At 34.7% G+C, this 14,936-nt stretch carries 8 protein-coding genes and 2 pseudogenes; 6 read left to right on the plus strand and 4 right to left on the minus strand.

Annotated features, from left to right (window positions below; translation table 11 throughout):
• Position 1 precedes the first annotated feature (1 nt).
• Positions 2 to 1,411 carry a sulfatase-like hydrolase/transferase gene (locus LU635_RS13025; protein ID WP_255749834.1) on the minus strand — a complete coding sequence of 470 codons (1,410 nt, stop codon included), beginning with the start codon at positions 1,409 to 1,411 and terminating at the stop codon, positions 2 to 4.
• A 163-nt stretch (positions 1,412 to 1,574) separates the two neighbouring features.
• Here LU635_RS13025 and LU635_RS13030 point away from each other — a divergent pair, with 163 nt between their 5' ends.
• The 6 genes from LU635_RS13030 to LU635_RS17300 all read left to right on the plus strand — a co-directional run bounded on the left by LU635_RS13030 (position 1,575) and on the right by LU635_RS17300 (position 12,862).
• The gene (locus tag LU635_RS13030; protein ID WP_240099933.1) at positions 1,575 to 5,591 is read left to right on the plus strand and encodes a hybrid sensor histidine kinase/response regulator transcription factor; all 4,017 of its coding nucleotides are present in this window, start codon (positions 1,575 to 1,577) and stop codon (positions 5,589 to 5,591) included.
• Positions 5,592 to 5,730: 139 nt separating this feature from the next.
• Positions 5,731 to 8,865, plus strand: a complete 3,135-nt coding sequence (locus LU635_RS13035) for a SusC/RagA family TonB-linked outer membrane protein (protein WP_240099934.1) — start codon at positions 5,731 to 5,733, stop codon at positions 8,863 to 8,865.
• 5 nt (positions 8,866 to 8,870) lie between these two features.
• Positions 8,871 to 10,412, plus strand: coding sequence for a RagB/SusD family nutrient uptake outer membrane protein (locus tag LU635_RS13040; RefSeq protein ID WP_240099935.1), 1,542 nt, complete (start codon positions 8,871 to 8,873; stop codon positions 10,410 to 10,412).
• Positions 10,413 to 10,485: 73 nt separating this feature from the next.
• Positions 10,486 to 12,111, plus strand: coding sequence for a right-handed parallel beta-helix repeat-containing protein (locus tag LU635_RS13045; protein WP_240099936.1), 1,626 nt, complete (start codon positions 10,486 to 10,488; stop codon positions 12,109 to 12,111).
• Positions 12,112 to 12,197: 86 nt separating this feature from the next.
• Complete coding sequence (locus LU635_RS13050; RefSeq protein WP_255749835.1) at positions 12,198 to 12,650, plus strand: transposase; 453 nt, start codon at positions 12,198 to 12,200, stop codon at positions 12,648 to 12,650.
• A 110-nt stretch (positions 12,651 to 12,760) separates the two neighbouring features.
• On the plus strand, positions 12,761 to 12,862 hold the full coding sequence (locus LU635_RS17300; RefSeq protein ID WP_423738499.1) for a hypothetical protein: 102 nt from the start codon (positions 12,761 to 12,763) through the stop codon (positions 12,860 to 12,862).
• Here the strand turns inward: LU635_RS17300 and LU635_RS13055 are convergent.
• From LU635_RS13055 to LU635_RS13065, 3 genes and pseudogenes are all read right to left on the minus strand, one after another.
• A pseudogene (locus LU635_RS13055) lies at positions 12,858 to 12,980 on the minus strand (class II fructose-bisphosphate aldolase); the annotation flags it as partial. The gene LU635_RS17300 and the pseudogene LU635_RS13055 sit on opposite strands and share 5 nt — an antisense overlap.
• A 180-nt stretch (positions 12,981 to 13,160) precedes the next feature.
• Positions 13,161 to 13,511, minus strand: a pseudogene (locus LU635_RS13060) (DUF488 domain-containing protein).
• Between the two features lie 60 nt (positions 13,512 to 13,571).
• Positions 13,572 to 14,903, minus strand: a complete 1,332-nt coding sequence (locus LU635_RS13065; RefSeq protein ID WP_240099937.1) for a site-specific integrase — start codon at positions 14,901 to 14,903, stop codon at positions 13,572 to 13,574.
• Between the last annotated feature and the right edge of the window lie 33 nt (positions 14,904 to 14,936).

Consider the following 14,936-nt stretch of genomic DNA (forward strand, 5'->3'; position numbering starts at 1 on the left):
ATTAATCTGGTTTAGTAAATCTGTCAGGATGTTTCCGGTTATAAAGATCATTTTGAAGTAATCCCAAAAAAACAGGATCTCTTAAATTGTTCTCCCATAATTGATATTGATCCAAAAGGTTATGCATCAAATCCTCATCCTTCATTTCATTTGTTTCGCTGATATCTTTTTTTAAATTAAACAGCAATGTGTCTTTGGGGTTTTTTAATAATTTTTCACCATCTGATTTTCTCACTGAAGACCATTTTTGATCGTACTTTCTCCAGAATAGAAAAGAATGGGGCATGCCATTATTTGTTCCCTGTAAAAATGGAAGTAAATCCACTCCGTCCAGAGGATTTTTTAAAGTTATTTCATTCTTTACAGGATTTATTGCGGTTGCAAAAATATCCAAGGCTGAAACCGGACTATCATAAACCATTGGATCAATTTTATCCGGCCAGCGCAGCGCAAAAGGCACATGCACACCTCCTTCAAACAAATCTCCCTTCCCTCCTCTTAGCAGACCATTGTCTGAAGCATTCACTCTTTCTGGACCCCCGTTATCACTTAAAAAAAACACCATCGTATTTTCGGAAATCTTTAATTCCTCCAATTTATTGAGTACACGCCCTACTCCATCATCCATTGCGCTTACCATGGCTCCGTAAATTTTTCTTTTTTCATTCTTTATATTTTCAAAACGTTCCAGATACTTCTCCGTAGCCTGTAAAGGAGTATGTGGCGCATTGTAAGCCAAATACATAAAAAATGGCTGATCTTTGTATTTTTCGATATAATTAACTGCCTCTCTAGAAAGTGCGTCAGTGAGATATTCTTTTTCTTCTACTCTTTCATAGTTTCTCAATAATTTTGTTTTGTAGCCATCATATTGTTTTTTTGCATCATATACACCATTAAGCGTATAGAGCTCTGGGAAATAATCATGTCCCCCACTGAGAAAACCATAAAAATCGTCGAATCCTCTTTTCAAAGGATGTAAATCAGGATGGGCACCTAAATGCCATTTACCTAAAGCTATTGACTTGTAACCAGCAGGGCTCAAAGCATCCGCCAATGTTAGTTCGGATAAGGGTAATCCCATTTTTACATCATTGGGAGCAAAAAGCGGATTTCTTGAAAAACCAAACCTGTCCTGGTATCGGCCTGTTATGAGACCAGCCCTGCTAGGACCACATACAGCATAACTAACATACGCATTCCTGAATTTTACACCTTCATTAGCAATTCTATCTATATTTGGAGTAGGAATATCAATACTCCCATTAAAACCTACATCCTTATAACCGAGGTCGTCTGCCAATATGATAATTATATTCGGGATTTCATTTTGGTTGATATCTTTCTGAGCTATTAACGCGACACAGAAAAAAAACAAAAAACATACATTAGATAAAATATGTTTGATCATACTGTTTATTTAGAACTGTAAAATTAATACTCTGTATATCTAAAGGGGTGACAAATTAATCAATTAGAGGTATTATTTGGTCAAATCACCAAATACAAGGTTTACATTCAAATTTTAGAGAGAAATTTTACTAAATTATGACCTAAAATTTAAATAAACACGTTTGAAAAGATCGATAGCCTTTTTACTATTAGTTTGCTGTCACACTCTATTTTCCCAAAATAATAATGATTACACTTTCGAATATTTCAGCACGGAAGATGGTTTGTCACACAATTTTGTTACCTCAATAATAAGTGACGACTTAAATAATAAATGGATAGGCACTGAAAATGGAATAACCAAAACGAATGGAGATAATTTAGAATACATAAAACCATTTTTAGGATATAAAGAATTAGGGAACGAAAATATTGAAACACTTTTTAGAGATTCTAAAAATAGAATTTGGATAGGAACTAAAAGTGGAGGCATATCTTATATTAATCCCAAATATGGCAATATGAAAAGTCTCAATCATCTCATTGATATAAATAATGAAGGTGATGTAAGAGTAACGGCAATTTCAGAAGACAGTAATGGTTATATATGGATTGGGACCTGGGGTCATGGTTTATTTGTAATTGATGTACAAAAAGAAAAACTCGTCTTTATACAAAAATCATATTCTACTATATGGGCAATACAGAAGGCTAATAAAAGTGAAATGTGGGTTTCGCACCTAAGACAAATAGATAGTTACAATTATGATCTTGAGGTTGTAAAAACCTTTCGCTTTGCAAACCATATCTTTGATTTTTCATATGACAACTACCGCAATCGCTTATGGTTTACAAGCTCTTCTGCAAATCCGAACCTCTACTTTTTTGACTATAATACTACTAACTTAGACAGCATCAACACCGGAATCGCCGGGGACGGTTACCGGAATACTTTAACCAAGGATAATAAAAATAGAATTTGGATAGGAACCTGGGGAAATGGAATGTACCGGAGCAATACAACAATAGAGGGTTTTAAAAAAATAAAAATTTCACCTCCTAAAAGCCATGAGATTGAAACCAACTATAATAATGTGTTGTCTATACACTGTGATCCAAGTGGTCAAATTTGGATAGGTACAGCTAATGCCGGCGTAGTAAAGTTAATTCCAGGCAAAGGATTTAATAATTTAACAAGAACCACAGATTTTAATCCCTCTGTTTTTAAAGGAGGTCTCAATATCACCAGTATATACAAAGATGAAAATCAAATATTCCTGGGCACACTAAAAAGTGGTGCTTTTTTGGGAGAAAAATTTTCATCCCTCCAGCCTCTGGAAGGCATCCCACCAACTAAAATATTCTCATTTTACAGATATGAAAATAATATTTTCATAGGCACGGAAGACGGTTTCTATATCTATAATCTAAATGATAAAAAAATAATATTCGAAAACCATCAATTTAAAAAGGTTACCTGTTTTTATATTAATCAAAAAGAACAGCTGTTTATTGGTACCCAACAACTGGGAATGGTTATTGTACCCCTCCAGCAGTTAAATTCTAATATGGCCTATCAAAATTATAGAGATGAGGCTGGAAAAGAAAATTCTTTAAAAAGTAATCGAATTACAGCAATTGTAGGTGATAATAATGGAAGAATATGGATAAGTACATATAATGGACTTCATTCGTACAACCAAAATACTGGAAGAATTCAGCATCAAAGCCAATTATTGGAGGATAGTATTCCGAGCGTTATCATAAATACTTTACACTTAAAGGAAGAGATGATTTGGATGGGTACACCCAGTGGTCTTTATGGGTTAAGATATAATGTTGAAAATAATGCATTGAGCATTGAAAAAAAATTAACCTTGGATGATGGACTTAGAAATGACTTTATTTCTTCCTTAACCTCTGATAGTGAGAATAACATTTGGTTTAGTTCTGTTTCAAATATCGTAAAGTATATACCAGATAAAAATAGCTTCATAAATTATGGTAAAATTTCAGGAATTCTGACTTCCTCTTTTAATAATCGAAGTGTCTATAACCACTCCAATAAAATGATTTATTTCGGAGGGATGGATAACGTGACTTTCTTTGATCCTAAAAAGATTAACAGCTTTGAAAAACTTCCAGATGTAATTTTTTCTACTCTTCGAATTAATAACGACTTAATTCAGTTTCATGAAGAAGAGGGTTCGTTTGAAAAGAATTTCAGCTATAGCAATCAACTAGTTTTAAAACCCGAAGAAGATTTCTTTTCCATAGGATTCTCGGTAAATGATTTTTTAGACCCTAAAAGTGTAAACTATCGTTATCGGTTGAAAGGTTATCAGGAAGACTGGATCAATCTTCAGCAAAAAAACCAGATTAATTTTGCCGGTCTTCCTCCAGGCACTTACCAACTAGAAGTTTCGGCAACAAGAAATAACCAGGATTGGAGTGCCCCAAAGGTTCTGGATATTATAGTTCATCGACCTGTTTGGTTAACCTGGTGGGCGTTTTTAAGTTATACTATTCTTCTTTCTATCCCAATTTATTTTTTCGTCAAATTTAAACGTAACCAATTAAAACTAAAGACAGATCTTGAAATCACTAAAATTGAAAAAGAAAAAGATTTTGCTTTGCACGAATCAAAAATTAACTTTTTCACGAATATATCACATGAGTTTAGAACTCCATTAACATTAATTGTAGGGCCTGTTAAAGAGCTAATTAATTCATCAAAATTATCTACTCATCATCGAAAGAAACTTAATCTTGTAGAAAAAAACGCAGATAAATTACTAAATCTTGTAAACCAGTTATTAGATTTTAGAAAAGCTGAAAATGGTTTATTAAAATTGAATGCATCTGAAGGGAATTTTGTTCGATTTTCTAAAGAAGTTTATTTGTATTTCAAAGAATTGGCTCATGAAAAACAAATTCAATATTCATTTGAAGCAAAACAAGAAGAAATAAGGTTTCCCTTTGACAGAAATAAACTTGAAATAGTGTTATGCAACCTTATATCTAATGCCATAAAATATTCATCCGCCGGGGATCGGATAGAAATAAAAATAAGCGAAAAAGATGAAAAATGTCTAATTTCCATTAAAGACACAGGTATCGGCATGAACGAGGAGGACCTGGAAAAAATCTTTGATCGCTTTTTTCAAATTAAGACATCGAATACTTCGAAAATGGTTGGAAGTGGTATTGGTCTAACTTTTTCTAAAAAACTTATTGAGTTACATAATGGGAAAATAAATGTTGAAAGTCAACCGGGTAAAGGCACAAAATTTACCGTGGAATTGGGAATGGATCCCGCCCTTTATAAAGGAATAATGAATGATACCTTTTTACATACGGACAATATGTGTGCTTATGATGACATTAGGCAAATACAAAATGACAGCAAATGCCCAAATAAACAAAAGGATATTGTGTTGGTTATTGACGACAATCCAGATATTCTTACCTATCTGTTTGACATCTTACAGGAGGATTATGATGTAAGGTTAGCTGATAGTGGGAAAAAAGGGAAAGAATTAGCGTTAAAAGATATTCCAGATTTAATAATTTGTGATATAATGATGCCTGGTAAAGACGGTATAACTTTATGCAAAGAATTAAAATCTCAAATAAGTACTTCCCACATTCCAATAATATTATTAACGGCAAGAACATCTACAGTTTTTGAAATAGAAGGTTTAAATACAGGAGCCAGTGACTATATAAATAAACCCTTCAACCCTGCAATTGTAAAAGCCAGAATTGCTTCTATCCTTGAAAATCAAATTAGAATGAAGGAGTTCATGGCTAACAAAATTCAATTTGAGCCTTCTGAAAAAATAAACAAAGATTCTAATGATGATTTAGAAAATGATTTTATTAGGGAAGCCATAGGTTTTGTAGAATCAAATCTCCAGAATACCGATTTTGGCATTGAAAATATGACGTACAAATTTAACATGAGTCAGTCCACTCTATATAGAAAGATAAAATCATTGACAGGATTATCCCTTACTGCATTCATTCGATCTATAAGATTAAAACATGCGGCTAACCTAATTCTAACCACAGATAGAAATATGAATGAAATAGCATACGATGTTGGTTTTAATGATTACAAATATTTTAAGGTGAATTTTAAAAAACAGTTTAATTGTCTCCCTACGAAATACAGAGAAAAGGTATTAAAATCCTAAATGTTAAAAAAATTAGAAATTTGGGTTATATGAACCCTTTTTTGCATTATTTATCCCTCCTGTTTGTAAAAGCATAGATTAGTTTTGAGGCATAGAGGTTACTATATCTCTCGGTAATTAACTAATTAAAAACTGATTTATGATCAAAACTTACATCAAAAGGAAAGGAACTTTCTGCTTTCCCAGACTTTCCTTTTTAGGGTTTATCCTATTTTCACTTTTTACAGGAAAACTTATAGCTCAAGAAACACAAGTAACCGGTACTGTTACCGCTGTAGACAGTGGTATCCCGTTGGCCGGAGTTACAGTGATGGAAGTTAACAACCCTGGGAACGGTGTGGCTACAGATTTTGATGGAAACTATCAGATTAATGTTTCCGGGCCTAATGCTCAGCTTAGTTTTACTTATATAGGATTTGAAAGCCAAACGGTACTTGTAAATGGACGCGCTGTAATTGATATTGTTATGCAGGAGGATCTTTCTCAACTTGAGGAAGTAGTAGTGGTTGGTTATGGTGAACAAAAGAAAATTAATCTTACCGGTTCTGTACAGACCACGAATTTCGAGGGGCCAGTAAACACTCCAGTCACCAATTCAGGACAACTTTTGTATGGTGAATTCTCAGGAATACAAATCACTCAGGGAAATGGGTTGCCCGGCAATGATGCTTCGGATATTGTGATAAGAGGTGTTGGAACATTTGGCTCCACCAATCCTTTGATCGTTATTGATGGTATCCAATATGAAGGACTTGCTCAATTTAATAATTTAGCGCCATCTGATATTCAAAGTATTTCAGTCTTAAAGGATGCCTCAGCCAGTGCCATTTATGGTGCAAGAGGTGCCAACGGTGTAATTGTGGTTACGACCAAGAAAGGAAAATCTGGTAAAATGCAGTTAACCGTAAACTCCTACACTGGCTTTCAGGAAGCAACGGTTGTGCCCGAATATTTAAACGCTGTAGATTATGCTAGACTTAGAAATGAAAGGGATATTAATTTAAATGGGGAGGATGCTCCGTTGAGATATACAGAACAAGATATCCAACAAATTATTGATGGTTCTAATCCAGATCAATTTGCAAACACCAAATGGTCTGATGTTTTGTTACAACGAGCCCCTATTCAAAATCACTATATAGGATTTTCTGGGGGAAGTGAAAAGACTACCTACAAAGCCTCTTTGAACTATTTGAATCAGGAAGCTATCGTTAAGGGTAAATTTGAAAATGAGCGATTCACTCTTGGCTTAAATTTGAATTCTGACATAAAGGACTGGTTAACATTAAGTAATGTTCTTACCTCCTATTGGGAAATTTTTAAGGGACCTCAAGGCGGTGCAGGAGCCATTACTGGAGCAGGAGGAATTATTAATCAGTTCCAAAGATCTTCACCAACGGTCCCCGTTTACTATTCAAACGGAGAATATGGAATTGTGGATGGAGCCTGGCAAAGAACCAATTTCTCCTATCCTATTGATAATGGATTACTCAGGGGACAGTTAGGTGATTACAGTGCTGACAGGATCAATATTAGTGACAGATTGGGTTTACAATTCAATATTACTGAAGGTCTAAGTTTCGAAACGAGTGGAAGTTTAGTTTTATTTTTCGCAAATATTTCCAATTACAGTCCCCGGTTTACCGAAAGAGATTACGACGGTGAATTAGTCGGGGAAAATCTTACAAATTCATTATTCAATAGTACCAATTTCAACTATAGGTTGTTGAATGAAAACATTCTTAGGTATACGAAAACATTGAATGAATTACATAATTTTGATTTTCTGGTAGGTCATTCAGTAATTTATGACAGAAATGATGGCTTTAACGGCTCGCTTGAAGGCTTTCCTTCCGATGAAATTCAGGAATTTAATGGTGGTGGTGTTTTAAACCCAACCGTAAGCGGGGGGGCTAATGAAGAAACCCTTCAATCTTTTTTTGGAAGAATTAATTATAATTATGATAGTAAGTACCTGTTAGAGTTCAACGTAAGACGTGATGGTTCCTCTAAATTTGGACCTAATAACAGGTATGGAACCTTCCCATCGGCCTCTGCGGGATGGGTGCTAAGCCGTGAAGCTTTTTTAGATAATGTGGACTGGCTATCTCTATTTAAGTTAAGAGGGAGTTGGGGTCAAAGTGGGAACGATAGAATAGGGAATTATATTTATGAGCAAACATACAATTCAGGATTAGATTATGTATTAGGAAATGACCAAACTGTAGGAGCAGTAGCATTGACTAGTCTTGCTAATAGAAGTATTACTTGGGAAACGATAGAACAGTATGATATAGGTGTGGATCTGGCTTTTTTCAAAAATAAATTATCACTAACAGGGGATTATTATAAAAGAATGAGTACGGATATTTTGTATGGTAATTTCCCCATTCCTAGCACCATAGGTGTCACAAATCTTGCAGCCCAGAATGCAGCTAGCATGAAAAATAGTGGTTTGGAGTTCAGTGCTAACTATCGTAATAAGATAGGGAAATTGAATTTTAATGTAGGAGGGAATGTTTCTAAATTCTTAAATAATGAAGTAACCGGCCTAGGTGAGAATGGTGCAGAAACAATAGGTGGTATTAATATAATTAGAATTGGAGAGCCGTTTCGTTCTTATTTTGGTTATAAAACAGTTGGAATTTTTCAAACTCAGGAAGAAGTTGAAGATGCACCGGTACAGTTTGGTAATCAAAACACAGCACCAGGAGATTTAAGGTATGAAGATATATCAGGTCCCGATGGAACTCCTGATGGGGTTATAGATGCAAATGACCGCCAAATAATTGGAAATCCATATCCGGAATGGGTTTATAATTTAAATGCCCGGATGAATTTTGCAGGTGTAGATTTAAGCGTCTTGTTTCAAGGTGTTTCTAATATAGATCGTTATCTTAATTCAAACGGACAATTGCCAATGGAGGATAATCGAAATAATACCTTATCCTATTGGATTAATAGATGGACTCCTGAAAACCCATCTATGGTACTACCAAGATTAGGAGGTCAGAATAATACAGTAACATCAGATTTTTATATCCAGGATGCTTCCTATCTTAGATTAAAAAATCTGGAACTAGGCTATACTGTACCTCAGGTTACAACAGGAAAATTCGGTATTGATAGATTGCGAGCTTACGTCGCAGGGCAAAATCTTGTTACCTGGACTGATTTACAAAATTTCGATCCAGAGAGAGCAAGAGGAGGTAATACCGAGAGGTTTACACCACTTTATAAAATATATAGTTTAGGTATTAACTTACAATTTTAATCATTATGAAAAAGTTTATCGTAATAATATTAGCTCTAATCACTTTTGGATGCGCGGAGGACTATCTGGATAGAAGCTCACTAACAGCCCTATCTGAGAATTCTTTTTGGCAGAACGAATCAGATGCCTTATTAGGCATCAATGGAATTTATGATGCACTGCAGAGTCGAGTACTATACAGTGGAAATTTGAGTGGGCAAATAGGACTACCTCATCATGACAGTTTTGGCGATAATAGTTTTAACAGATGGAAATGGGAAGGGGGCGGAAGATATGTTGAAGCAAATATTGATCCTTCTCATTCTTTATTTCGAAATTTCTGGAATTCTCTATATAGTGGAATTGGCAGAGCGAATGCTGCGATTGAAAGAATCGCTGAAATTCCAGAAGAAAATATTACTGAAGAAAAAAGATCACAGCTGCTTGGTCAAGCCAAGTTTTTAAGAGCATTATTCTATTACCATATCGCAGTATATTTCGAGCAGGCTCCATTAATATTAGAGGTTCAAACACTCGAGGAAGCCTATGTTGAAAAAAATTCATATGAAGAAATTTCTAACCAAATCGTACAAGATTTGGAGGAAGCTATTTCTGTGTTACCCCCAGCATATCCAGATAACCAATATGGTTACGCAACGCAAGGCGCAGCAAAAGGGATTTTGGCTAGGTTCCATATATATAATGGAAATTACCAGGAGGTTGTTAATCTAACCGGGGACCTCATGGGAGCAGGGTATTCCCTGGAAAGTGATTATGCAACCCTATTTACTCAGGCTGGTGAGTTTTCAGATGAAATACTATTTTCCGTTCGGTTTTTTCAGGATCCAGCAACCGGAAATGGAGAAACATTTTCAGCTACATATCAAGGAATTCCGAAGGTTGACCACCAACCTATGCCCAATGCTGTTAATAGTTATTATGCTAAAGATGGTTTACCAATAGAGGAATCACCGCTTTTCGATCCCGAAAATGAAGGAGAGAACAGAGATCCCCGAGCAAAAATATCAGTTTTCTTTGAAGGCGATATATTTAATTTAGATTTAAATCGTTCATTTACCGGTAATACTAATACTGGCTATGGATATCGGAAATATACCAGAATGCAAGCCTCGGCAGATGGAACTGTTAACGTATTCGGTCCTGGAAGTCAAGATTTCATTGTTCTCAGATATGCAGACGTATTGCTAATGAGAGCTGAAGCACTTACCGAGTTGGGACAACTGGAAGAAGTTCCAGAGTTATTAAATATGGTTCGTGAACGTGTTGGTATGCCTACTGTAGAAGAAGTGGAAGGCACTGGTCTTAGTCAAAGTGAACTTAGAGAAATTGTTAGACATGAGAGACGGGTAGAGCTTATGTTTGAAGGTCTTCGCTTTTTTGACCTGAAACGTTGGGATAAAATGGAAGAGGCATATATGAGAATTTCAGAGGACAATGTGCCTGCTTATAATCCTAATTATAGAGGTATACGATCTACTAGTTTTCCTATTCCATTGAGCGAATTAGATGCAAATCCTAATTTAACCCAAAATCCAGGCTGGGATTGATTTAAAAATTAATTACCAATTATTAAAAGGCTATTAATCTCTTGATTTTGATAGCCTTTTTTAAATAAATAATATGAATAATTCAAACATTTTATTAATTCTATTTTTACTTTTTTCCTTACCACTTCTCGCGAATGATTATTACGTTCATGCTGCAATTGGTTCGGATAAAAATAATGGCCTTTCTCCTCGTTACCCTTTTAAAACCTTAGCGGCCTTAAAAAATATTAGCTTTAAAGCTGGAGACACAATTTTCCTATCATCTAATACAATACATCAAGGAAATATTGAAATCAAAAACTTTTCAGGTACCAGTAAAGAGCCCCTCGTCATCACTTCATACTCCTGGTTAGGTAATGAAGGTTTACCTGCTAATGCTATAATTGACTTTAAAGGTTTGGCTAATGGGATCTTAATTGAAAATTCAAGTAATGTTAAAGTACATAATATCACTGTTACCGGTGATGGACACGAAGGAGCCTCTAACAGAAATGAAATGACATGTGGAGTTTTGGTACTGTCTAGCCAGTCACAAAATATGCAGGATATTCTTCTTAGTGAGTTAAAAATTCAGAATGTCTTTAATAAGAATATAAATTTCAAGAGAGGGAAAGAGGAAGTAAGAACAGCAAATGGCACACAGGCTTATGGTTGGGGAATAAGAGTTATAAACGGTGAGAACTCAGCTATAAAAAATATAAGAATTGAAAATAACCTGATAGAGAACGTAAGCCATACTGGAATAAAACTTAGTGGCAATAATAAAACATTAACCCAGGTAGAAATTCTAAATAATGAAGTTAGGTATACTGGCGGTCCGGGTATACAAATGTCAAGAGTAGATCAGGTTGAAGTACGCGGGAATACTGTCCAGCATTCAGGCAGTAACAATGATAGCAGGAAATGGGGCCGCGGAAGTGGATTATGGACCTGGGGATCTTCGAATGTTTTAATAGAGAAAAATAAATTCCTTTTTGCCAATGGGCCGGCCGATTCTGCAGGCGCTCATATCGATTTTAATTGTGAAAACGTTATTATTCAGTACAATTTAAGTGCCTATAATGCAGGAGGATTTTGTGAAATACTGGGTAACAACTATAACTGTATTTACAGATATAATTTGAGCATTAACGATGGGCAAAGGATTAAAGGTCAAGAAGGCGCATTCCAGGAAGGAAAGATCTTTTGGCTAAGTGGATATCAGGGGAAAGATCAGAAAAGAAAAGGCCCGGTTAATACGTATTTCTATAATAACACTATTTATACAGATGGGAGTTACACCCCGAAAATTGCAATTGAACAATCCAGTAAAGGGATTTTAATTGCCAATAATATATTTGCATTGAAAGGTAATACTAAATTAGTTATGGGAGATCAATATAATCCTGAAAAGAAAAGCGATGAAATAGCAAAAAATATAATATTTACAAATAATCTTTATTTAAATGACGAGAGTTGGCCCAATAACATCTATCCAAAAGACCAAAATCCAATTTTCGAAAATCCTGAATTCAAAAACGAAGGGAGCTTAATGATAGAAGGATATATTCCTCAAAATAAGTATCATATAAAAAAGGGGATAGAAATTTATCCGCTGCCGGGGGACAATTTTAGAACTTTGCAGGAATTGAATTTACCAAAAGACCTGCTTGATAAAAAAATACAGGAAAGTAAATTTATTGGTGCAATAAATCCATAAAAAAAGAGACTCCAATAAGTCTCTTGATGGTGTAAAATAAACTCTGTCTGAAGAGAATTTTAAATTAATTTAATTCAGACAGACCTATGACAACAGAAGAACAACAAAATTTAGAGAAGAAAGTCCTGGAACAGTTTATGTCGGGCAAGAGTCTTTTTGGGAAAGATGGTGCCTTTACACTTATGTTTAAGAGTTTTATTGAAAAAGCTCTTGAAGCAGAAATGGATTCTCATCTTAATGAACAAGAGCGTTCTAGTGGCAATAAGCGCAATGGCAAAGGAAAGAGGAGGATAAAAATTGGTTTAGGAACCTTTGAGATTTATACCCCACAGGATCGTCAAAGGAGTTTTGAACCAGACTTGGGAAAGAACGCCAGACTATTAGCGGATAATCTCTCTGAGAAGATTATAAGTCTCTACGGCCTTGGAATGAGCTACTGCGACATCTCTACCCACATTAAAGAGATGTACGACACAGTTATCTCCCATACAGTTTTAAGCCAGATCATCGACAGGATCATTCCCAATGTAAAAACATGACAGAGCCGTCCCCTGGATTTCCTTTATTGCATTGTATGGCTCGATGCCATGCATTACAAAGTGAAGGTAGATAGAAAGATAGAGCTAAGGCCCTCTACAACATTCTAGGCATCAATAAAGAGGGATATAAAGAAGTGCTAGGGATGTATATTTCTAAAAGCGAAGGTGCCAACTTTTGGCTCTGCTGCAGTTTCTATTACGGCATTAATTAATGCTACTCGAACCAATTACGTTCACTGCCGGAAGGGCTAATCCCTTCTTTTTCGCATAATTGAATATTTCCTGTACTTCTTTTCCTGTGGCTACGCCTGCTTTGATATTATGACTCATAGTTTTGTTGATTAAGCACAGAAAATTAATAAAATTAAATCCTATTCCAGCTACTAAATTCTGATCTTTAGGGGTGAAAACACTCAAAAATAGTTACTTAACCGTTTTCGTTACTTATGAGTTTTTGGACATTCCCTTTTTTTATGGATTAATTGCAAAAAATTGATTATTATCCTGCCATCAATTTGCTTCGAGAAGATTCTTTAATACAACAGCCTGATTATTTTTTTCATCTTTTGCCGCGTATACAAGTCTTATTCGATTTTCTTTGGCCACCTTTCGAACATTTTCAAGTAATTCCTTTTTATCCTTTAATTCTTCCTTATACTTCTTTGAAAATTCTTCAAATTTCTCTAGATTATAACCAAACCACTTTCTCAATTCATAACTGGGAGCAATTTCATTTTTCCACTCATCCAGTCGGGCGGCCTATTTTGACACTCCTCGTGGCCAAATTCTATCCACTAAAATCCTATAGCCATCCTTATCATAAGGTTTTTCATAGATACGTTTAGTTCTAATAGTTTTCATTTTTCGAAATTTACTCAGGATCTGCTCTTACACGGTAAATAAATATAGAATTTGCAACAATCAAAAATTAATAACGCTATCCAATGCCTCATCAGCTTCCCGATGAATAAAATTCGCCTGGTAATTCAGTGTTGTTTTTAAATCACTATGCCTATATAATTTCTGTAGCATTAAAGGGTGAATTCTATCACCTGCAATATTTCCGAAACTATGGCGGGCTATATGATTCGATAATGTTTTATCAATACCACAGAGTTTAGCTATCTTTTTTAAATATGTATTGAGAAGTTTAGTAGTGCTTTTTGTCCGGGTATAAATTTGTTCAGCTTGGGTTTTATCTACTTCCCGTAAGAAAGGAAATAAATATCCATTATTGATTTTCTTATCAGGCCTATAATATTCAATAATAGCCTTAGCCTTATCCGGTATTTTTAAACTTAATGGTTTTCCATTTTTTTCCATGACATAATATAACCGGTCGTCCCTGAAATCAGACCATTTTAATTTAATGACATCTGAAATTCGCATCCCAGCAAAATAGAATGAAAACAACCATATGTTATGAGTATGCCATATAGTTGAATATTTCTCTAGATCGAGTGATTCAATTTTCTCAATTTCTTCTACATTCAATCCTATTTTATTACCTGAGGATATTCTAATTTTTTCCTTTTCACCAGCAAAAGGATAATACTTCTGAGCAATTACTCCTTCTTTAATGGCAATATTATAGAGTGTTCTTATGAAAATAAGCTGGTTGGTTATGGTTCTTGGTTTTTGATTCAGATAAGAAGTACAGAATGTTTTATATTTTCTTATAAATGACTCATCTATATCCCGGAATTTCAGGTTCTCATTTTTTTTAAAATAGGAGACTCCATCCATCCAATGATATTTAGATTTTCTTGCATCGCTAATTCGCATTAAACGCCGTTGTTTAATCTCTCGAATGGCTTTTGATTTGTTTCTGGAACTCTTTAGATTTATAAATTCTTCGATATTATAAAGTATGGATAATTGTGCTTTTGCAACTGAAAACACCCCTGTATCATATTTACTCTGTATATGTTCAGTAGCAATAGCAAAGAATGATTTTAAACCGTCTGGACCTTTCAATTTTTGCTTTATTTGATTCGGAGTAATTTTAGTTTCTGAATTGAAATAAATATCATCGACTTCAATCATTTTTTTCATCAAAAAATTATTTAACTTTTTAAAGTTTGGATGAGTCTTTCTTACCTTACCAGCAGTGTCATCCCAATCCTTTTCAAAAACAGAATGTCCCAGCCAGACATAATTCGTTTTATAATTTTCGCTAATTCTCAAGGCTAGAGGTATTCTTCCATCCTTCTTTTTCATGTTTTTTCTCAAAACAATCTTCAAATTTGCCATACATTTAAAATTTAAAACCTTGTAATATACCAA

This window comes from Christiangramia crocea (assembly GCF_022410465.1).
GTDB classification, from domain to species: Bacteria; Bacteroidota; Bacteroidia; order Flavobacteriales; family Flavobacteriaceae; genus Christiangramia; species Christiangramia crocea.

Excerpts from the sequence above, each read along its gene's own strand:
- LU635_RS13025 (WP_255749834.1), bottom strand. The coding sequence starts at position 1,411 with ATGATCAAACATATTTTATCTAATGTATGTTTTTTGTTTTTTTTCTGT.
- LU635_RS13035 (WP_240099934.1), top strand. The coding sequence starts at position 5,731 with ATGATCAAAACTTACATCAAAAGGAAAGGAACTTTCTGCTTTCCCAGA.
- LU635_RS13040 (WP_240099935.1), top strand. The coding sequence starts at position 8,871 with ATGAAAAAGTTTATCGTAATAATATTAGCTCTAATCACTTTTGGATGC.
- LU635_RS13045 (WP_240099936.1), top strand. The coding sequence starts at position 10,486 with ATGAATAATTCAAACATTTTATTAATTCTATTTTTACTTTTTTCCTTA.
- LU635_RS13050 (WP_255749835.1), top strand. The coding sequence starts at position 12,198 with ATGACAACAGAAGAACAACAAAATTTAGAGAAGAAAGTCCTGGAACAG.
- LU635_RS13065 (WP_240099937.1), bottom strand. The coding sequence starts at position 14,903 with ATGGCAAATTTGAAGATTGTTTTGAGAAAAAACATGAAAAAGAAGGAT.